This is a genomic window from Yeosuana marina (genome assembly GCF_011762485.1).
In the GTDB taxonomy this organism is placed as follows: Bacteria; Bacteroidota; Bacteroidia; order Flavobacteriales; family Flavobacteriaceae; genus Yeosuana; species Yeosuana marina.
The window spans coordinates 167,631-186,048 of sequence record NZ_JAAKGI010000003.1 but is presented as its reverse complement, the minus strand read 5'-3'; the positions used below and the strand labels follow the sequence as shown (position 1 = coordinate 186,048).

19 protein-coding genes are annotated in these 18,418 nt (G+C 31.9%); 8 read left to right on the top strand and 11 right to left on the bottom strand.

Translation table 11 applies throughout. The features are described from left to right. Window positions 1-148: 148 nt before the first annotated feature. Window positions 149-1,129, bottom strand: a complete 981-nt coding sequence (locus G5V56_RS05480) for a ribonucleotide-diphosphate reductase subunit beta (protein WP_166962667.1) — start codon at window positions 1,127-1,129, stop codon at window positions 149-151. Between the two features lie 315 nt (window positions 1,130-1,444). Further along, complete coding sequence (locus tag G5V56_RS05475) at window positions 1,445-2,011, bottom strand: DUF3109 family protein (protein WP_166963300.1); 567 nt, start codon at window positions 2,009-2,011, stop codon at window positions 1,445-1,447. A 109-nt stretch (window positions 2,012-2,120) separates the two neighbouring features. Here G5V56_RS05475 and G5V56_RS05470 point away from each other — a divergent pair, with 109 nt between their 5' ends. From G5V56_RS05470 to G5V56_RS05460, 3 genes are read left to right on the top strand one after another with little or no spacing between them, the layout of a single operon-like run. Further along, the gene (locus G5V56_RS05470; RefSeq protein ID WP_166962665.1) at window positions 2,121-2,702 is read left to right on the top strand and encodes a MarC family protein; all 582 of its coding nucleotides are present in this window, start codon (window positions 2,121-2,123) and stop codon (window positions 2,700-2,702) included. A 2-nt stretch (window positions 2,703-2,704) separates the two neighbouring features. Then, entirely contained in the window at window positions 2,705-2,908 is a 204-nt protein-coding gene (locus G5V56_RS05465) for a hypothetical protein (RefSeq protein WP_166962663.1), read from the top strand. Next, on the top strand, window positions 2,908-3,516 hold the full coding sequence (locus tag G5V56_RS05460) for an FAD-dependent oxidoreductase (RefSeq protein WP_166962661.1): 609 nt from the start codon (window positions 2,908-2,910) through the stop codon (window positions 3,514-3,516). Before G5V56_RS05465 ends, G5V56_RS05460 begins: the two co-directional genes overlap by 1 nt. Here G5V56_RS05460 and G5V56_RS05455 read toward each other — a convergent pair. The 4 genes from G5V56_RS05455 to G5V56_RS05440 all read right to left on the bottom strand — a co-directional run bounded on the left by G5V56_RS05455 (window position 3,513) and on the right by G5V56_RS05440 (window position 7,336). Continuing rightward, window positions 3,513-5,102 carry a S41 family peptidase gene (locus tag G5V56_RS05455; RefSeq protein WP_166962659.1) on the bottom strand — a complete coding sequence of 530 codons (1,590 nt, stop codon included), beginning with the start codon at window positions 5,100-5,102 and terminating at the stop codon, window positions 3,513-3,515. The two genes, G5V56_RS05460 and G5V56_RS05455, sit on opposite strands and share 4 nt — an antisense overlap. After that, window positions 5,102-5,533, bottom strand: a complete 432-nt coding sequence (locus G5V56_RS05450) for a deoxycytidylate deaminase (protein ID WP_166962657.1) — start codon at window positions 5,531-5,533, stop codon at window positions 5,102-5,104. Before G5V56_RS05450 ends, G5V56_RS05455 begins: the two co-directional genes overlap by 1 nt. Window positions 5,534-5,741: 208 nt before the next feature. After that, the gene (locus G5V56_RS05445) at window positions 5,742-6,329 is read right to left on the bottom strand and encodes a HupE/UreJ family protein (RefSeq protein ID WP_166962655.1); all 588 of its coding nucleotides are present in this window, start codon (window positions 6,327-6,329) and stop codon (window positions 5,742-5,744) included. 50 nt (window positions 6,330-6,379) lie between these two features. Beyond that, on the bottom strand, window positions 6,380-7,336 hold the full coding sequence (locus tag G5V56_RS05440; protein WP_166962653.1) for an NAD-dependent epimerase/dehydratase family protein: 957 nt from the start codon (window positions 7,334-7,336) through the stop codon (window positions 6,380-6,382). 150 nt (window positions 7,337-7,486) lie between these two features. Here G5V56_RS05440 and G5V56_RS05435 point away from each other — a divergent pair, with 150 nt between their 5' ends. Together G5V56_RS05435 and G5V56_RS05430 are read left to right on the top strand one after the other, a co-directional pair. Next, window positions 7,487-8,008 carry a hypothetical protein gene (locus G5V56_RS05435; RefSeq protein ID WP_166962651.1) on the top strand — a complete coding sequence of 174 codons (522 nt, stop codon included), beginning with the start codon at window positions 7,487-7,489 and terminating at the stop codon, window positions 8,006-8,008. 110 nt (window positions 8,009-8,118) lie between these two features. Further along, window positions 8,119-10,182 (top strand): M13 family metallopeptidase, encoded by a 2,064-nt coding sequence (locus G5V56_RS05430; protein ID WP_240911227.1) that lies wholly within the window; start codon window positions 8,119-8,121, stop codon window positions 10,180-10,182. 55 nt (window positions 10,183-10,237) lie between these two features. On the opposite strand, the gene G5V56_RS05425 is transcribed toward G5V56_RS05430, so the two are convergent. Beyond that, on the bottom strand, window positions 10,238-10,951 hold the full coding sequence (locus G5V56_RS05425) for a hypothetical protein (protein ID WP_166962647.1): 714 nt from the start codon (window positions 10,949-10,951) through the stop codon (window positions 10,238-10,240). A gap of 254 nt (window positions 10,952-11,205) precedes the next feature. On the opposite strand from G5V56_RS05425, the gene G5V56_RS05420 reads away from it, so the two are divergent. Then, window positions 11,206-11,676, top strand: coding sequence for a CBS domain-containing protein (locus G5V56_RS05420; protein WP_166962645.1), 471 nt, complete (start codon window positions 11,206-11,208; stop codon window positions 11,674-11,676). A 3-nt stretch (window positions 11,677-11,679) separates the two neighbouring features. Here G5V56_RS05420 and G5V56_RS05415 read toward each other — a convergent pair whose 3' ends face one another. After that, window positions 11,680-12,030 (bottom strand): hypothetical protein, encoded by a 351-nt coding sequence (locus G5V56_RS05415; RefSeq protein ID WP_166962643.1) that lies wholly within the window; start codon window positions 12,028-12,030, stop codon window positions 11,680-11,682. 2 nt (window positions 12,031-12,032) lie between these two features. After that, complete coding sequence (locus tag G5V56_RS05410) at window positions 12,033-12,563, bottom strand: GNAT family N-acetyltransferase (RefSeq protein ID WP_166962641.1); 531 nt, start codon at window positions 12,561-12,563, stop codon at window positions 12,033-12,035. Window positions 12,564-12,740: 177 nt separating this feature from the next. Between G5V56_RS05410 and G5V56_RS05405 the strand changes: the two genes are divergently transcribed. Together G5V56_RS05405 and G5V56_RS05400 are read left to right on the top strand one after the other, a co-directional pair. Continuing rightward, window positions 12,741-13,073: a single-stranded DNA-binding protein gene (locus G5V56_RS05405; protein ID WP_166962639.1), complete on the top strand. Its 333-nt coding sequence runs from the start codon at window positions 12,741-12,743 to the stop codon at window positions 13,071-13,073. 426 nt (window positions 13,074-13,499) lie between these two features. After that, on the top strand, window positions 13,500-15,887 hold the full coding sequence (locus G5V56_RS05400) for a hybrid sensor histidine kinase/response regulator (RefSeq protein ID WP_166962637.1): 2,388 nt from the start codon (window positions 13,500-13,502) through the stop codon (window positions 15,885-15,887). Here G5V56_RS05400 and nadB read toward each other — a convergent pair. Next, the gene (gene nadB / locus G5V56_RS05395) at window positions 15,884-17,443 is read right to left on the bottom strand and encodes an L-aspartate oxidase (protein ID WP_206285874.1); all 1,560 of its coding nucleotides are present in this window, start codon (window positions 17,441-17,443) and stop codon (window positions 15,884-15,886) included. The two genes, G5V56_RS05400 and nadB, sit on opposite strands and share 4 nt — an antisense overlap. 2 nt (window positions 17,444-17,445) lie before the next feature. After that, window positions 17,446-18,387: a quinolinate synthase NadA gene (gene nadA, locus G5V56_RS05390; RefSeq protein ID WP_240911226.1), complete on the bottom strand. Its 942-nt coding sequence runs from the start codon at window positions 18,385-18,387 to the stop codon at window positions 17,446-17,448. Between the last annotated feature and the right edge of the window lie 31 nt (window positions 18,388-18,418).

Sequence of the window (18,418 nt, the reverse complement as noted above, 5' to 3'; positions counted from 1 at the left end):
TTATTTGTTCTAGTTTTTAATTCTAATATATAATTAGATAAAACTTAGTGAGTTATTATTTGTTTTAATTAGCTATAATGTTGAATTCAAATGAATAGGAATCAACAACGCATTCTATTTATATCAATAAAGGGTTTGTAATGTCTGATTAAAAATCAGCATCAAAACTAAATTTATCTTTATCTTCTTCTTTATTAAGAACTCCAGCTTTTTGGTATTCAGACACACGTTTCTCAAAGAAATTTGTTTTTCCTTGTAATGAAATCATGTCCATAAAATCAAATGGATTTGTTGAATTGTATACTTTATCACAACCAAATTCACCTAGCAACCTATCTGTTACAAACTCCAAATATTGGGTCATTAACTTAGAATTCATACCAATTAAACTTGCTGGTAACGATTCTGTGATAAACATGCGTTCAATATCTAAAGCATTAGTTAAAATTTCTGTAATTCGCTCTTTAGGCACTTTGTTTACAATGTGGTTTTCGTGTAAATGAACAGCAAAATCGCAATGTAAGCCTTCGTCTCTCGAAATTAGCTCGTTAGAAAATGTTAATCCTGGTAACAAACCACGTTTTTTAAGCCAGAAAATAGAGCAAAAACTACCTGAAAAGAAGATGCCTTCAACCGCTGCAAATGCAATTAAGCGCTCTGCAAAACTTGGAGATTCAATCCATTTTAAAGCCCAATCTGCTTTTTCTTTAATTGCTGGAAATACTTCAATAGCCTTAAATAACTGGTCTTTCTCTTTTTCGTCTTTAACATAGGTATCAATTAACAGGGAATATACCTCTGAATGGATGTTCTCCATCATAATTTGAAACCCATAAAAGAATTTTGCTTCGCTATACTGAACTTCAGATACAAAATTTTCCGCCAAATTTTCATTAACAATACCATCGCTAGCTGCAAAAAATGCTAAAATATGCTTTATAAAATAGCGCTCATCATCGGTTAATTTATTATTCCAGTCTGACAAATCTTGATGTAAATCAATTTCTTCTGCAGTCCAAATACTTGCTTCTTGTTTTTTATACCATTCCCAAATATCATGGTGTTGAATAGGAAAAATAACAAAACGATTTTTATTTTCTTGTAAAATGGGCTCCATTGTCTGCGACATTATTTTGATGATTTTTTAAAAGTTAAACGAAAATTTGCTTCGATTTGGGATTAACAAAGATTCAAAAAAGACCTCGAAAATGAAAGGTATAGTTATAAACATTGTCAACAAGTTTTTAACAAATCTTAACATTTATAAGATTTAACCGTCAATTTTTTTATTAAATACAAATTATTGATTATCAGTATATTACAAAGTATAAAAATAGCTTAAGCCCTATAGAATAAGGATTCCTAGTTTTGTGTAATCTGACAAAAAAATACTTTTTTGCAACTACTTTTTAAAAAGAAATAGAGGATTTGTTTTGAGGAAAATTTATTTAAAAGTATCAGCTACCTTTTCTAGCTCGGCATACCAATCTTCGCCAAATTTTCTGATGAGTGCTTCCTTTACAAACTTATAAATGGGTACTTGTAATTCTTTACCTAGTGTGCAGGCGTCATCGCAAATATCCCATTTCTCATAGTTTACTCCAGAAAACTCTGTATACTCTCTTACTCTTACAGGATATAGATGACAAGAGACTGGCTTCTTCCAAGAAATTTCTCCTTGATTATAAGCTTCTTCAATAGCACAAAGCGCCGTTCCCTTGTTATCGAAAATCACATAGGCACAATCTGCACCATTTATTAATGGGGTTTCAAAATCTCCAAGCTCTGTAGTTATAAACGTTCCTTGAGCTTCAATAGCTTTAATACCTGCTTTTCGCAAAAACGGTTTTACTTTTGGATAAATATCCTCCATAATTTTTGTTTCTTCTTTATCCAATGGCGCTCCTGCTTCGCCGTCTATACAGCAAGCTCCTTTACAGGCAGAAAGGTTGCATAAAAAATCCTTTTGAATAATATCTTCTGACACAATGGTTTTCCCAATTTGGAACATAAAAGCAATCTGTTTTAAGTCTTCAAAAATAACCAAACTTTCATATTATTTAGACTAATATATCAGTATTAATACTATACTTTTGCAAAAAATTTAAACACGCTTAAAAATGCAACTTAATTTTAAAGAAATTTTTACTGTTTTTATGGTTTTATTTGCCGTAATAGACATTGTTGGTAGTATTCCTATTATAATTGATTTAAGGAAAAAAGTAGGTCATATTCAAAGTGAAAAAGCATCTATAATAGCAGGAGTTATTATGATTATATTTCTATTTCTAGGAAAAAGTATCTTGAATCTTATTGGTATTGACGTCAGCTCTTTTGCTGTTGCCGGCTCGTTTATATTATTTTTTATAGCTTTAGAAATGATTTTGGGCATCACACTTTATAAACAAGAAGAGACAAGCCCTATAACTGCTTCTGTATTTCCATTAGCTTTTCCTTTAATTGCTGGCCCCGGAAGTTTAACCACTATATTGTCTTTACGTGCGGAATATGATCTGAAAAATATCATTATTGCCATTATCTTAAATGTTATTGTTATTTTTATAGTTTTAAAAACATCAGCAAAAATTGAACGTCTTATAGGACAAAACGGCATTAATATCATACGTAAAGTTTTTGGCGTTATTTTACTGGCTATTGCTGTTAAACTTTTTGCGCACAACATTAAAATATTATTTATTTAATTATGAAAATTGTAACTATCATACTAAGTATTATTGCTATTGCACTTATTGTTTTCAACGTAACAAAAATTAACATGAATGCTCCATTTGAAGGAGAGAGTGTTATAGCATTAATAACCATGTTAGCAGCACTTTGTGCTTTAATTCTTTTACAAATTCTTAGAATTTCAAAACGTATAGAACAAAAAGTAAAAAATAAAAGTTAATGTTTGATGTATTAATTGTTGGAGGTGGAGCTGCTGGACTATCTTGTGCTTTGGTGCTAGGCTCTGCAAAAAAGACCTTGTACGCTAAAGACAAACGTATTGGGGTCATCACCCATCAAAAAACATCAGATTTACAAAATGCTTTATTTAATAATGTTTTGGGGTTGACACCGGGAACTACAGGTGCATCTATTTTAAATGATGGCAAAACCCAATTATCATCTCTTTATCCGCATGTTGAACAGATTGATACCGAAAAAGCCAAGGAAATTATCCGTACTGAATATGGATTTGAGGTTGTAACCAATAAAAATTCATATCAAGCAAAACTAGTGGTTATTGCTGTTGGCTACACCAATTTAATAACCATCGATGGGCTTGAATCTTACATTGAACCACACCCAAGAGCAGCAAAAGAAAAAAATCGTATCTGGTTAAAAAACAAAGATCATCTTATAGAAAAAGGCCTGTATGCAGCTGGAACTTTAGCTGGGTGGCGAAGCCAATTTGCTATTGCCTCAGGAAGTGGTGCTCAAGTTGCTACCGATATTTTAACGCTTTGGAACGATGGTAAGCATACCAAAGTGCATGATAAGGTTGAAGTTTAATTTTCCTTGCTCAATTTAAGAACCTCATCAATCATCATATCACCTTTATTAAAAACTTCTTCAAAAGTCCCATCTCCATAAAGCTGATCTCCTAAAGTCGCTTTTAAATATTGTTTAACCTCATCGTGATACGCTACAAAAGTGATTTTAGAATCTAACCTTGCATTTAAGTAATCTTGAAAAGCAAAGATCATATCTTCACCAATTTCAAAATTATCTATAAAATCTTGTTTAGTCATATCCTTGTATGCACTTCTATCTTTGTCTAACATTTCGAAAACAAAATAGCCTATAAATCCTTTTCTTAACAAATATGATAAGGTTTCATTTTGCATACCAGTATCAATAGGCACAAAAACATCAGGAATAATACCACCGCCACCGTAGACTATTTTTCCTTTTGGTGTTGTGAATTTTAAAGAATCTGCCACTTGAATTTTAGCAGAATCAACTAACTCTCCGCTTTCCAATCTATTATAATAATCATCATAATAATCTTGAATACCGTGATCGTATGGTTTCTGAATAGATCGTCCTGTAGGTGTATAATAACGAGATACAGTTAAGCGTATGGCGCTGCCATCACCCAAGTCCATTTCGCGTTGCACAAGTCCTTTACCATAAGTACGCCTTCCTACAATGGTTCCTCTATCATTATCTTGAAGCGCTCCTGCTACAATTTCACTGGCAGACGCCGAATTTTCATTAACAAGCACATATACGTCACCTTTTTCAAAGTCTCCTTTATCTGTTGCGATACTTTTTTCAATAGCACCACTTTTATTTTTAGTAAACAAAATAAGCTTCCCATCTTCTAGAAATTCATCTGCAACTTTTTCGGCAATACCCAAAAAACCTCCGGGATTATCTCTTAAATCAAGTACCATTTTTGTGGCGCCTAAGTCCTCAAGTTTACGAATTCCTTTTTCAAATTCTTTATAGGTAGTCTCCGCAAAACGGTTGATTTTAATATATCCTAAATCTTTTGTAAGCATGTAGGATGCATCAACACTTTTAATAGGAATATTGGATCGTTTTACTTTAAAGTCTAACAGCTTTGGCTCACCTTTTCTGTAAATTTTTAAATCTACCTTTGAATTAATAGGTCCTTTTAATTTGTCTACTATTTGATCATCTTTCAAAAATTTTCCAGAAAGTGAATCGCCATTTGCCATAATGATTCTATCACCACCTTTAATGCCAGCCTTATCACTTGGACCTCCTTCCACAGATCTAATTACAGCAATGGTATCTTTATAGGTATAAAAGCTAACACCAATACCTACAAAATCACCTTTCATATTTTCAGTAACGCGCTGCATATCTTCTTTTGGGATGTACACCGAATGTGGGTCTAGATTTTCTAAAATGCCATTAACCGTAACATCTACAATGCTGTCTGTATTAACATCGTCAACATAGTCATAATCTATATAATCAATAAGTCTGTTAAGTTTATCTTTTTTACTATTAGAAGAAAATAACCTGTCTGGAGAATCGGAAAAATTTAACTTTCCACCAATAAAAATACCAAAGGCAATAGCGATGCCTAATAGTAATGGTAAATATTTTTTTTGAATATGCATTATGCGTCTATATCTTCAATTAATGTGAGTTCTATGCCAGCTTTCTTTAAAAATTGTAATCCGGAATCGTCCTTATAAGCTACTTTGTAAACCACTCTAATAATTCCTGCTTGATGAATTAATTTACTGCATTCTTTACATGGCGACATGGTAATATACAAGGTAGCTCCTTTACAAGATTGCGTAGAGCTGGCTACTTTTAAAATAGCATTTGCCTCAGCATGCAACACATACCATTTGGTATAGCCATCTTCATCTTCACAAAAGTTTTCAAATCCAGATGGTGTTCCATTATAACCATCAGAAATAATCATTTTATCTTTTACAATTAAAGCTCCAACTTGTTTGCGCTTACAGTACGATAATTTACCCCATTCATTTGCAATTCTTAAGTAGGCCTTATCGTATTTAAGTTGTTTATCTTTTGACATGAATATCGTAATTACTAATTGTATTTCCTCTTCTAATTACTTGATTATAATAAAGCAACAGCTATAAAAAGAGCGTTTATAAATGCTTATTGGTTTAAAGTAAAATTATATAACGAAGATAATTGGTTGGAATTTCAATTACAACGCCAATTCGTTAAAGTTTTATGAATATTTAACAAAAAGAGATTAGACTTCTAGGTTTTTTAAGCTAGAAAATCCACCTGTGAATAATCATTGGGATAACAAGCCCCACTACTATGGCCGAAACAACCATCATCCAATCGCGTTTTGAAAACCTAAAAAGCGTTTGCATTAAATATCCTAAGAATAGCACACAGAATACAATGATAACTTGAGAAATTTCAATACCAAGAGCAAACTCTACTAGTAACGCTAACTTACTGTCTGTTTTTCCAGCTAGCATTTGAAATTCTCGAGCAAACCCTAAACCATGGATTAAACCAAAAAACAAGGTTGAAAAAAACAAAACACCCACTTTTCCTTTTTGAGGTCCTCTTCCAGCCGTAAAGACATTAAAAACTGCAATGATTAAAATAGTAACAGGTATTAAAAACTCTATTAAAGCTCCATTGACGCTTACGATATGATAAGCCGCTAAAACAAGTGATAATGTATGCCCAATAGTAAATGTAGACACCAATAAAAAAACTCGTTTCCAATCTTTAAATACATAAGGAATGGTTAGAACAATAAGAAATAAGACATGGTCGTAGGCATTAATGTCAAGTACATGGTTAATTCCATACTGTACATTGAACCAAAAATTTTCAAGCATATTATCAGGATATTTGGAAACTCAAATATACAATTATTGAGGACTTTCAATTAAGACTCCTTGTATTTTTCGTTCAATTGCATAAGCATCTCTTTAGTAATATCTTCAAGAGAAAACTTGTGTTTCCAATTCCAATCTTGTCTGGCCTGAGAATCATCAATACTTTTTGGCCAACTGTCTGCAATTTCTTGCCTAGAATCTGGTTTATAGGTTATTTCAAAATCTGGAATAAATGCCTTAATGGATTGGGCAACGTCTTTAGGTGTGAAACTTATTGCCGACAGGTTATATGAAGATCTTATTTTAATATCAGCTTTATCAGAAGACATAATGTCTACTGTTGCTTTTATAGCATCATCCATAAACATCATTGGCAATTCGGTGTCTTCCTTTAAAAAACATTCATATTTTTTTTCGGTCACTGCTTTATGATAAATATCGACTGCATAATCGGTTGTTCCACCGCCTGGTAATGTTTTCCAACTTATAATTCCTGGATAGCGCAAACTGCGTACATCAACCGCATATTTTTTGTGATAATACTCACACCATCTTTCTCCTGTTTGTTTAGTTATTCCATAAACAGTCGATGGCTCTACAATGGTATATTGAGGTGTATTATCTTTGGGAGTTGTCGAACCAAAGATGGCAATACTTGATGGCCAAAACACCTTTTTTATAAATTTTGCTTTTGCCAGATTTAAAACGTGAAAAAGCGAATTCATATTTAAATCCCAAGCTTGCATAGGGTATTTTTCTCCTGTAGCACTTAACATCGCTGCCATTAAGTACACCGTATCTATACGATACTTCTCAACACAAACCTTAACGGACTCGTAATCTTGGGCATCAACAATTTCAAAAATCCCCGAATTAACAATATCTAAATTAGTATAACTTATATCACTAGCTATCACATTTTTGTCGCCATATAGCGACCTTAATTTGTATGTTAGTTCTGAGCCTATTTGACCACAAGCTCCAATAATTAATATTTTGGGATTCATTTAAATAACATTTTATAAGAATATGTCAAAAATAATAAGATTTTATTGATGATACTTTATTTTAAAGCAAAATATTAAAAACCTTTTGAGTATAATTTAAAATTAAATAACACATTCATATATATTTGTAAAAGCCTTAAAATTTAAAAAATGAAAAAATATATTATCGTTACTTTCTGTGTTAGCATGTTTTGTTTTTCATGTAACAAAACTCAAAAAGACACGACTACAGAGAAAACGTTTCAACAACCAGTGAGTAAAAGTTTTTCAGAAAAGGATATATCAAACCTTAAATATGTAGAATACACTCTCGATTCTAAAACAAAAAAAGCTATTGAGGACTGGATTAAATACAACGATCTTAAAGAGATTGTTCAGAATGTAAAAAAAGGAGATTTGTCTTATTTTATGGATAATAATAAAGCTATAAAAACTTTTTTAAAGGAGTTTAAAAAAACCATACCCGATACTCTTAACACACCTTCTGTAATGGCAAGAATAACGGCATTTGAAACTAAACTTTATAAATTAGAAAGTGTAACTAACTTACAAACAACAACGAAACAAGAATTAGGGTCAACAATCAAAGAATTTTTGCAATCAATTTCAAATTTAAATCTACAAATGAATAAAAAATTAGAAAAGGATTCTCAATATATTGAAAAGCCTTAACTTACATAAAAAAAAATAAAACTATTTCTACTAGCTTTAAAAATTTAATACTACACTATACATTACTGCAAACCATCCCAAACTTAATTTTTTATAATATGAAAAAACTCATGCTTACACTTATCGCAATTACAAGTTTATTAGCTTGTAAAAACGATTCAAAAAAAGAAATTGCAGATATTCAAAAAGTACCTGCTCTTAATTTAGACAACATGGATACGTCTGTAAAACCAGGAGATGATTTTTATAGGTATGTTAATGGCAAATGGTTAGACACCAATAAAATTCCAGACGAATATTCATTTTGGGGAAGTGCTTACGAAGTGTTTAAAAAAACAAATGATGATGCCCTTGCTATTTTAAAATCAGCCATGTCAGACAATAAAGATCTTGAAAAGATTGAAGTAATGCCAGGTTCAGACCAGGAAAAAGCGGTAAATCTATTTCAAACCATCATGGATACTGTAAGCAGAAATAAACAAGGGGTAGACCCTTTAAAGCCATATTTAGCTAAAATAAATGCTATTAAAGATATTAATGACTTACAAACCTTTTTAATTGAAATGGAGCCAACAGGTGGTGCTGGATTTTTCGGCTTTGGAGTGAGCTCTCATCCAAAAAATAGTAATATGAATGCCGGCTATTTAGGAGGTGGTCAATTAGGATTAAGCAGAGATTATTATGTAGACCAAGATGATGATACGAAAGAAAAAAGAGAAAAATATAAACAGCATATTGTAAGAATGCTGCAATATATTGGGGATTCAGAAGAAGAAGCCAAAGTCAATGCTGAAACAGTTTTAACATTTGAAACAAGAATGGCTGAACCTAGAATGACCAAAGAAGATAGAAGAGATGCTCGTAAGCGTTATAATCCAAAATCAATGAGTGATTTGAGTAAGTTAGTACCAGAAATTAACTGGAACAATTATTTTAAAGGAATTGGTGTTAAGCAATTAGATACTGTAATCGTTTCTGATCCTGGATATTTTAAAGCCTTAAACACCATTTTATCTGAGAATAATTTAAATGATTGGAAACAATATTTAAGATGGTCGTTAATAGATCGTTCTGCCGGATTATTATCTACAGAAATTGATCAAGCAAATTGGGAATTTTACAGCAGAGATTTAAGAGGAGCAAAAAAACAACGACCACGAGAAGAACGAGCCTTAAGTACTTTAAACGGAACAATTGGTGAAGCTCTAGGTAAATTATATGTCGACAAAAAATTTCCACCTGAAGCTAAAGCTAAGGCAAAACAAATGATACATAATGTTATATTAGCCTATGAGCATAGAATAAATGCTTTAGATTGGATGAGCGAAGAGACAAAGAAAAAAGCCATTGAAAAGTTACAGGCAACTTCAATTAAAATTGCATACCCAGACCAGTGGAAAGATTATTCTAAATTAGAGATTAAAAGCGTTGAAGACGGAGGTACATATCTGCAAAACATGTACAATGCTAGAAAGTGGAATTTTAATAAAGATTTGGCTGATTTAGGAAATCCAGTTGATAAAACACAGTGGTTTATGGCTCCACAAGTGGTAAATGCTTATTATAACCCTTCCTTTAACGAAATTGTATTCCCTGCGGCCATTTTACAACCTCCTTTTTATAATTACAATGCAGATGACGCTGTAAATTATGGGGCAATAGGAGCTATTATCGGTCATGAAATATCGCATAGTTTTGATGATTCTGGAGCTCGTTTTGATAAAGATGGAAACCTTAACAATTGGTGGACTGATGATGACCTAAAACAGTTTGAAGCTTTAGGAGCTAAACTAGCAGATCAATATGACCAAATAGAAGTGCTTCCTGAAACGAATATTAATGGAAAATTTACTTTGGGTGAAAACATTGGAGATCTTGGCGGTATAAACGCTGCTTACGATGCCTTGCAATTAAGTTTTGAGCAAAATAGCAGGCCAGAAGATATTGATGGTTTTACGGCCGAACAACGTTTTTTCTTATCATATGCTACCGTATGGAGAACTCTATCAAGAGATGAAGCTCTTAAAAACCAAATTAAGACAGATCCACATTCGCCTAATATGTATCGGGCTTTACAACCGTTAAAAAATGTTGATGCTTTTTATAAAGCTTTTAATATTAAAGAAACAGATAGCATGTATTTAGAACCGAGTAAACGCGTTAAAATTTGGTAAACAAAAAAGAGCGTTTTATTATGATAAAACGCTCTTTTTTTATATATAAATTTATTTAATTTTTCGGTTGAGCAGCTTCCGCTTGTAACGCTTGTTTTTGTCTTAATAACTCATTTTTAGACAACTGTATCAAATTGAAATTTGGAGCTGTTTTTAATGCGGCATCTAGAATGTCTACAGCAGCATCAATATTTGCTTTTGTATCTTTATTATAGATAACTAAAGCTTTTAAATACATAAATGCCGATTTTAATGGCACTTTATAAGGCGTTTGCGTTTCATAAAATGTTTTTGTCATATCGTCCTTTGAATTTGCCAAACCATAGGTAATATGCTTTTCAGCTTCTGCTAAATTTTTTAATTGTAGATTCAGTTCTGCTAATTCATAAGCAACATGAGGATTCGGATTTCTTTTAAACATTTCGTTAAAAAATCCAATTGCCAATTTTGGTTGTCCTAACGATTTTAATGAGACAGCCTTTACCTGAATGGCAATATCAGAATCGTTAACTACTTGATCTATCCCTATGGTATTTAAGGCTTGAGAATATTGCCCCTCGCTCATGTAAATATATCCTAAAGTATCCAATCGTTCTTGAGAAGGAGATAACACATTTAAATGAGTCATGGCGTTAATAATTCCTTGTACATCGCCTTGTTTTTTCATTTGCTTATAAAAAGCCTCATAATGCTTGATTAATTCTGCATTTGTTTGTGCATTTAATTGAAAACTACTAACTAGCACAATTAAAACCAATAATCGTTTCATCTTAATTTTATTTAGTATTTGTTTGAAAGCGATAAAACTATAAAATTTTAACATGTAATCTCTTAAAACAATGCTAATTATTTCAATAAAATTACATCTTAAAATTATAAATACTCTTTTTTACCAATGCCTCAACAAATTAAGCTAATATTGTTTAAGTTTATAAATTCCAACTGTTTAAACCACTAAAAAATATACATTTAGGAAAAATCAAAAAAAATAATTACATTTAGTAACCTTAAAATTTAATCAACATGGGAATAAAAAGTTTTCTTGCCGCTAGACGAAATCCAAAAAAAACAACTGGAGATGCTCCTTTGAAGGTTAGTGACTATATGACTAAAAATTTAGTGACATTTAAATCTAATCAGCCCATAGAAGAAGTTGTAAATGCCATTATTAAATATCGTATTTCTGGTGGGCCCGTTGTGAATGAAAAGCATGAATTAATTGGAGTAATTTCAGAAGGTGATTGTATTAAAGAAATAAGTGAAAGCAGATATCATAATATGCCCATGAGTAATCATACCGTTGAAAACTACATGGTTAAAAATGTTGAAACTATTGATGGAAATATGAATATTTTTGATGCTGCTAATAAATTTTTAGAAGCAAAAAGAAGACGTTTCCCAATTGTTGAAAACGGAAAACTTGTCGGACAAATAAGTCAGAAAGATATTTTAAAAGCCGCCCTAGCACTTAAAGGTTCTACCTGGAAAAAATAGTTTTTAGTTTTCTCTTTTTACTAAGGCATAGTAATCTCCTTCAAGTGGTAAATACCCTTGATCATATACGAAATAGTATATGGTTCCAGCTTTTGTGGTATAAATACTGGTAAAATAATTAAAATCGAATCCAGCTTCTATAAGTTTGGCTCTGGATGTCTTGGTTTTTTGATTAGGATTAAGAACTTCTAAAATTCTGTAATTTTTGCGAAGTCGGTTATTAGTATTTCTTATTAAGTTTTTACTGTCTTTATTAACCTTATTATTGTATGCATTCCTGCAGCCGTCACTACAAAATTTTTTATCAATTCTGCCCACAATTTTTTCACCACATTCTAAACATTGTTTTGCCATCACTAGTAATTTTTTAGTTTATACCAACGTAAATTAAGTTTCCATTCCTCCGAATAAAAATCTTCAATATAATTGAGTCCAATTTTAAGTAAGGCATTGTGTGATGCCTGATTACCTATTTCGGTTGTAGCATAAAGGGTTGATAATTTCAAAACGTTAAACGCATAGTCAATGGCTGCTTTTCCAGATTCTGTAGCATAGCCTTTACCCCAATATTTTGGGATTAACCTGTAACCCACATCATAATATTCAGTAAAACCATTCATATTGTATTCGTTATTAAGTCTTAAACCTGACCAGCCAATAAATTCACCTGAAGATTTTTCAATAGCAGCCCATCGTCCAATGCCTCTTTCTTGATATTGACTGATTACTGATTCAATCATTTTAAGAGATTCATTTTTAGTTTTAACAGGTTTGTTACCTAAATATTTATGAACTTCAGGGTTAGAATCCAATTCAAACATACCCTCTAAATCAGTCACCCTTAACTCTCTTAATAACAATCGTTCTGTTTCTATGTGAAATTTCATAAAGTAAAATAATGCCTAAATATAACAAAAAATATCCGTTTACAAACGACTACAAACATTTACAAACGATTTTAAATATTTATATACCGAATAAAATTTGCAAACCACCACATCTTTGCTGTGTCGAAACATAAGAACTCGATAGTATTAACTGTTTAACGATTAAAATTTAAAATTATGAACACGCTTAGAAACAAAGTACAGTTGATTGGTAACTTAGGAAATGATCCAGAAATCATCAATTTAGAATCAGGAAAAACATTAGCAAAATTTACTATTGCAACCAACGAAAACTACACTAATAATAAAGGTGAAAAAATAACCGATACGCAATGGCACAATATTGTAGCTTGGGGTAAAACTGCTCAAATAATAGAAAAATATGTAACCAAAGGAAAAGAAGTAGCTATAGAAGGTAAATTAACCTCACGAAGTTATGATGACAAAGAAGGCAATAAACGCTATATTACTGAAGTTGTTTGTAGTGAACTTTTAATGTTTGGTAAGTAATACTTAACCTATACGTTATAATTTGTAAGCGAGGTTTTCCCCAAAACCTCGCTTATTTTTTGATATTATCAATACTAAAGTAACCGCTTTATTTTTAGTTATTTCTAAAGATTTTCTGATAAATAAATGTTATATATCAATCAAATTATTTAGTGTACAAAGATAAGTTGTTAATAAAGGCAAATTGACCAATCGCTATTGTGACCCTAAAGAAGATGAAAAGAGTCGTATACCCTGAACTAGTTTGTAATGAACTAGTCATGTTAAAAAACAATTAATTTAAAAAGGGCTCTTAAATCAATGTACTATTTTATATAATTTTATCGATTAAATACATTTTTATCAGTCAAATTGCATGTTTTAGTGTGAAAAACAGATAAACATAAAAAGTTTTAATTATGTTTGAAGTCGTTATATGTCCCAACCATGAAACAACTTCTACTATTTATATATATTTTAGGATTTAGCTTATATGCTCAACAAGAAGCTTTTAATCCTCAAAATAGCAAAGGCAGTCTTTATGAATATGCTGAATTTTCAAATGCTGGTAGGTTAAATTTTGACATTCATGATGTTATCAGTGACTCACATCTAAAGTACAGCAATTTAGAATCTGAAAACCATAGCGTAGGATTTACTTCAGATAATTATTGGGTACGTTTTAAACTTATAAACAGCTCAAAAAGTCCAAGTGTTTATTATTTAGAAACAGCAAGGCCAATTACTGATATTGTAGATTTATATCAAATTAGTGAAGGTAAAATTCAACAATTTAATAGTGGTGATAAAATACCTTTTAAAGACAAACAAGTAACTAATCGGTCTACAGTATTCAAATTAACTTTACCTCCTAAAAAAATTCAGCAAATTTACATTCATCTTAAAAGCGATGGAGAAACTATTAATCTACCATTAAATCTTTATACTCAATCTTCTTTTTTGATGATGACCTATAAACAGCAATTGTTTTTAGGCCTTTTTTATGGTTTGCTTTTTTTGGCAGCTCTTATTTACTTATTTTTCTATACAAGTTTAAAAGAAAAAGCATTTTTATACTATGGCTTTTATGTGTTTTCAATTGCAATGATGCAAGCTGCATTAGATGGGTTAATACATGAATTTATTTTTCCAGAATCAGGCTATTTGAATGACAGAGCCGTTTTAATAACTGCTTTATTTTCAAATTTCTTTTTATTAAAATACTGCGAACACTTTTTAAGAATAAACAATTTTTCTAAAAGATTTTTAAAAGGGTTTAATGTTATTTATGGTGTTTTAGCTCTACTATTTGTTATGCTATTTATAAATACAAAAACCTTAAAAATAGCTTACCCTTTAAGTAACTTAAACGGATTATTTAGCCTGATATTAATATTAGCAACCATCTTTACAATGCGCTACAAGCGCATTAAAATCGACCCATACTTTTCCTTCGGGATTTTGTTTTTGGTGATTGGTCTTTTAGGGTTTGTCATGAATAATTTAAGCTTACTTCCAAATAATTTTTTCACACTTAACAGTGCTAAATTTGGATCTGGTTTCGAGGTTATATTTCTTTCATTATCGATGACAAATCTTATCCGTGAATTACGATTAGAAAAAGAAAAATCACAACATGAAGCCCTTAAAAAATCTGAAGAAATAAGTCAGTTAAAAACGTATTTCATGTCTAACATGAGCCATGAATTAAGAACACCTATAAATGCTATTATGGGAATTGCTGAACACGAATTGGAATCACTAAAAAACAATAAAAACCGTAAGCCTTTCGAAATCATTAAAAATGCTTCTTTAAGTTTATTAAGTAATGTAAATGATATTATAGACTTTGAGAAAATTGAAAACAATGAACTTAAATTAAGTTCAGAAGAATTTAATCCTTCCATAAAACTAAATCAAATAAGTAATAATTGGAAAGCTGAAGCACAAAAAAAGGGGTTGGATTACAGGTTTGAAATGGATCCTGAAATTCCTTCAGTGATTTATGCCGATGCCGAACGTTTTATTCAAATTATAAATAATATATTATCAAATGCTATAAAATATACTGAAAAAGGGGGTGTTTTATTTAAACTTACTTGTTTAAAACAACCCAATTATTTATGTCGCTTTTCGTTTCAAATATCAGATACAGGTATTGGTATTAACCCAAATGATAAGGAAACCATTTTCAATAGTTTTGGTCAAATGAAACTTGACCACAAAAGGCGTTTCGGAGGCATTGGTCTTGGGCTTACAATTGTTAAACACATTGTTGAACTGCTTGGGGGAACTATAAACATTGAAAGTGAACTTAATAAAGGTACAGACGTTTTTATAGATTTAACTTTAAAAAGTATTGTCAAAGAAAGAATTGTTGTTGATTCTATAGCTGATGATGATATGCCTCTTCACATACTTGTTGTTGAGGATAACAAGCTCAACCAAATGGTTATGCGAAAAATTTTGAGCAGTTCTTCAAAAATAAGTTTTGCGGTTGCCAATAACGGTCAAGAAGCTATTGATGCATTAAAAAAAGATGTTTATGATATAGTCTTAATGGATTTACAAATGCCTGTAATGGATGGATATGAAGCTACTCGCATTATTAGAAGTGGTGATTTAGGAAAACCAATAAACAACATTCCTATTATTGCGGTTACAGCCGATGCCATCCAAGAAACAAAAAATCGTGTTTTAGATTTAGGAATGGATGATTACATGACTAAACCAGTTAATAAAGACCTTTTATTTAAAAAAATGTATGCTGCTTGTAATTTTTATAAAAACGGCTCAAAAGAAAATGATGATGATGAAAATTTAAAAATAGCCTAATTTTTCACATTATCAATATTAAAATAACCTCCTTTATTTTCAGTCCTTTCCAAAGATTGCCTGATAATTAAATGCGATACATTTATCATATTTCTCAACTCACATAAAGAAGTAGTTATTTTAGATTCTTTATATAAATCTTCAACCTCATCATATATCAAATCTAAATGCCGTATCGCTTTTTTTAAGCGTTTGTTACTTCTTACAATACCCACATAATCACGCATCAACGCTTGCAATTGTTTTAAGTTATGCTGAATTAAAACATGCTCTTGTGGAATTACAGTCCCTTCATCATTCCAATCGGGAATCTCCAAATCCAATGAAGGATATGCGTTCTTACTATGATACTTAAAAATATTATGTGCATATACCAAGGCCTCCAACAACGAGTTAGATGCCAATCTATTGGCTCCATGCAACCCTGTTCTGGAGCATTCTCCGCAGGCAAATAAATTAGCAACGGTAGTTTTTCCCTTTTTATTAACCTTAATACCGCCACACAAATAATGTGATGCCGGAACCACAGGAATCCAATCGGTTTTAATATCGATATGGTGTTTTAAACATTCCTTATAAATATTAGGAAAATGATTGATAAACGCCTTTATATCTAGATGCGTACAATCTAAATACACGTACGTTTCACCAGATTTTTTAAGCTCACTATCAATACTTTGCGATACAATATCTCGGGAGGCTAATTCTGCGCGTTCATCGAAATCGGGCATAAACCTATGGCCTGCCTTATTTCTAAGATACGCACCAAACCCTCTAACCGCTTCTGAAATTAAAAAAGAAGATTCTCCCTTTGCCTCATACAATGCCGTAGGATGAAATTGCACAAACTCCATATCTTTTATTCTTGCTTTTGCTCTATACGCCATCGCCACGCCATCGCCTGTTGCGATTATGGGGTTTGTAGTGTGGCCGTAAACACAACCTATTCCGCCGGTAGCCAACAAGGTGCTATTTGCTTTTATAGTGATGATATTTCCGGTTTTTTGATCTAAAATATAGGCTCCAAAACAGGATAATTTTTCTGTTTTTAAATCTTTAATATGATGATTGGTAATTAAATCAATCGCAAAATGATGCGGTAAAATGCAAATATTTGGCAATTGATGAACACGTTTTAGCAAGGCACGTTCTATTTCAAAACCAGTAATATCTTTATGATGAACAACCCGATATTCAGAGTGACCGCCTTCTTTGCCTAAATCGAAATCACCACTTCCATCAACATCAAAATTAGCGCCCCAAAGCAGTAATTCTTTAAGACGCTTTGGACCTTCTTCAATAACCATTTTCACAACCTCTTCATCACATAACCCGTCGCCTGCAATAAGCGTATCTTTAATATGCTTTTTAAACGAATCTGTTTCTGTATCTAACACCACCGCAACACCGCCTTGAGCATATTTGGTATTCGATTCTTCCTCGTCTGCTTTGGTAACAATAGTAACCGTTCTATCAGGAAATTTTTCGGCAATTTTAATAGAAAATGTTAATCCGGCAATGCCTGAACCAATGACTAAATAGTTTGTTGTCATCATGATTATTTTGATAATTCAAGCATACGCTCTATGGGCAATAATGCTTTTTTTCGAATGTCTTCGGGAACTTCTATTTGTGGTGTTTCATTCAGTAAACAATCATACAATTTTTGCATGGTGTTCACCTTCATAAAACCGCACTCACTGCACGCGCAGGTATTATCTTCTTGTGCTGGCGCAGGAATAAGTTCCGTATTAGGAACTGCTTGCTGCATTTTATGTAGAATACCAGCTTCGGTGGCGACAATAAATTTTTCTTGAGAATGTGCTTTTACATAATTAATCATGCCCGAAGTAGACCCAATATAGGTCGCTGTATTTAAAATATGTTCTTCGGATTCTGGATGCGCGATAATTTTATGGTCTGGATATTTTTGATGCAGAGCGATTAGTTTATCAATTGAAAACGCTTCATGAACAATACAACTGCCGTCCCATAACAACATATCGCGACCTGTTTCTTTTATGATATATTTTCCTAAATTTTTATCAGGCGCAAAAATAATTGGCACGTCTTTAGGGACAGATTGCACTATTTTTAACGCATTAGCCGATGTACAAACAATATCGCTCAGCGCCTTAATTTCAGCTGAACAATTCACGTATGTTATCACCACATGATTGGGATGTTCTTTTGTAAATGCTGAAAACGCTTCTGGCGGACACGAATCTGCTAACGAACAACCTGCAGCTAAATCTGGTAACACAACCATTTTTGATGGATTTAATATTTTAGCAGTTTCGGCCATAAAATGCACGCCCGCAAAAACAATAATATCAGCATCCGTTTCTGCTGCCTTTTGCGATAACCCAAGACTGTCACCAACATAATCTGCGATATCTTGAATGTCTGCTGTCTGATAATAATGCGCTAGAATTACAGCATTTTTTTGCTTTTTAAGCTGTATTATTTTTTCTTTTAAATCCATTTCTTGAATGATCATTTTGAGTGTATAAAATTATTGCTTTTTAAAT

Excerpts from the sequence above, each read along its gene's own strand:
- G5V56_RS05445 (WP_166962655.1), bottom strand. The coding sequence starts at position 6,329 with ATGCTTGAAAATTTTTGGTTCAATGTACAGTATGGAATTAACCATGTA.
- G5V56_RS05425 (WP_166962647.1), bottom strand. The coding sequence starts at position 10,951 with ATGAAACGATTATTGGTTTTAATTGTGCTAGTTAGTAGTTTTCAATTA.
- G5V56_RS05465 (WP_166962663.1), top strand. The coding sequence starts at position 2,705 with ATGAAAATTGTAACTATCATACTAAGTATTATTGCTATTGCACTTATT.
- G5V56_RS05470 (WP_166962665.1), top strand. The coding sequence starts at position 2,121 with ATGCAACTTAATTTTAAAGAAATTTTTACTGTTTTTATGGTTTTATTT.
- G5V56_RS05415 (WP_166962643.1), bottom strand. The coding sequence starts at position 12,030 with ATGGCAAAACAATGTTTAGAATGTGGTGAAAAAATTGTGGGCAGAATT.
- G5V56_RS05410 (WP_166962641.1), bottom strand. The coding sequence starts at position 12,563 with ATGAAATTTCACATAGAAACAGAACGATTGTTATTAAGAGAGTTAAGG.
- G5V56_RS05405 (WP_166962639.1), top strand. The coding sequence starts at position 12,741 with ATGAACACGCTTAGAAACAAAGTACAGTTGATTGGTAACTTAGGAAAT.
- G5V56_RS05475 (WP_166963300.1), bottom strand. The coding sequence starts at position 2,011 with ATGTTCCAAATTGGGAAAACCATTGTGTCAGAAGATATTATTCAAAAG.
- nadA (WP_240911226.1), bottom strand. The coding sequence starts at position 18,387 with ATGATCATTCAAGAAATGGATTTAAAAGAAAAAATAATACAGCTTAAA.
- G5V56_RS05460 (WP_166962661.1), top strand. The coding sequence starts at position 2,908 with ATGTTTGATGTATTAATTGTTGGAGGTGGAGCTGCTGGACTATCTTGT.
- G5V56_RS05430 (WP_240911227.1), top strand. The coding sequence starts at position 8,119 with ATGCTTACACTTATCGCAATTACAAGTTTATTAGCTTGTAAAAACGAT.
- G5V56_RS05400 (WP_166962637.1), top strand. The coding sequence starts at position 13,500 with ATGAAACAACTTCTACTATTTATATATATTTTAGGATTTAGCTTATAT.
- nadB (WP_206285874.1), bottom strand. The coding sequence starts at position 17,443 with ATGATGACAACAAACTATTTAGTCATTGGTTCAGGCATTGCCGGATTA.
- G5V56_RS05450 (WP_166962657.1), bottom strand. The coding sequence starts at position 5,533 with ATGTCAAAAGATAAACAACTTAAATACGATAAGGCCTACTTAAGAATT.
- G5V56_RS05440 (WP_166962653.1), bottom strand. The coding sequence starts at position 7,336 with ATGAATCCCAAAATATTAATTATTGGAGCTTGTGGTCAAATAGGCTCA.
- G5V56_RS05420 (WP_166962645.1), top strand. The coding sequence starts at position 11,206 with ATGGGAATAAAAAGTTTTCTTGCCGCTAGACGAAATCCAAAAAAAACA.
- G5V56_RS05480 (WP_166962667.1), bottom strand. The coding sequence starts at position 1,129 with ATGTCGCAGACAATGGAGCCCATTTTACAAGAAAATAAAAATCGTTTT.
- G5V56_RS05455 (WP_166962659.1), bottom strand. The coding sequence starts at position 5,102 with ATGCATATTCAAAAAAAATATTTACCATTACTATTAGGCATCGCTATT.
- G5V56_RS05435 (WP_166962651.1), top strand. The coding sequence starts at position 7,487 with ATGAAAAAATATATTATCGTTACTTTCTGTGTTAGCATGTTTTGTTTT.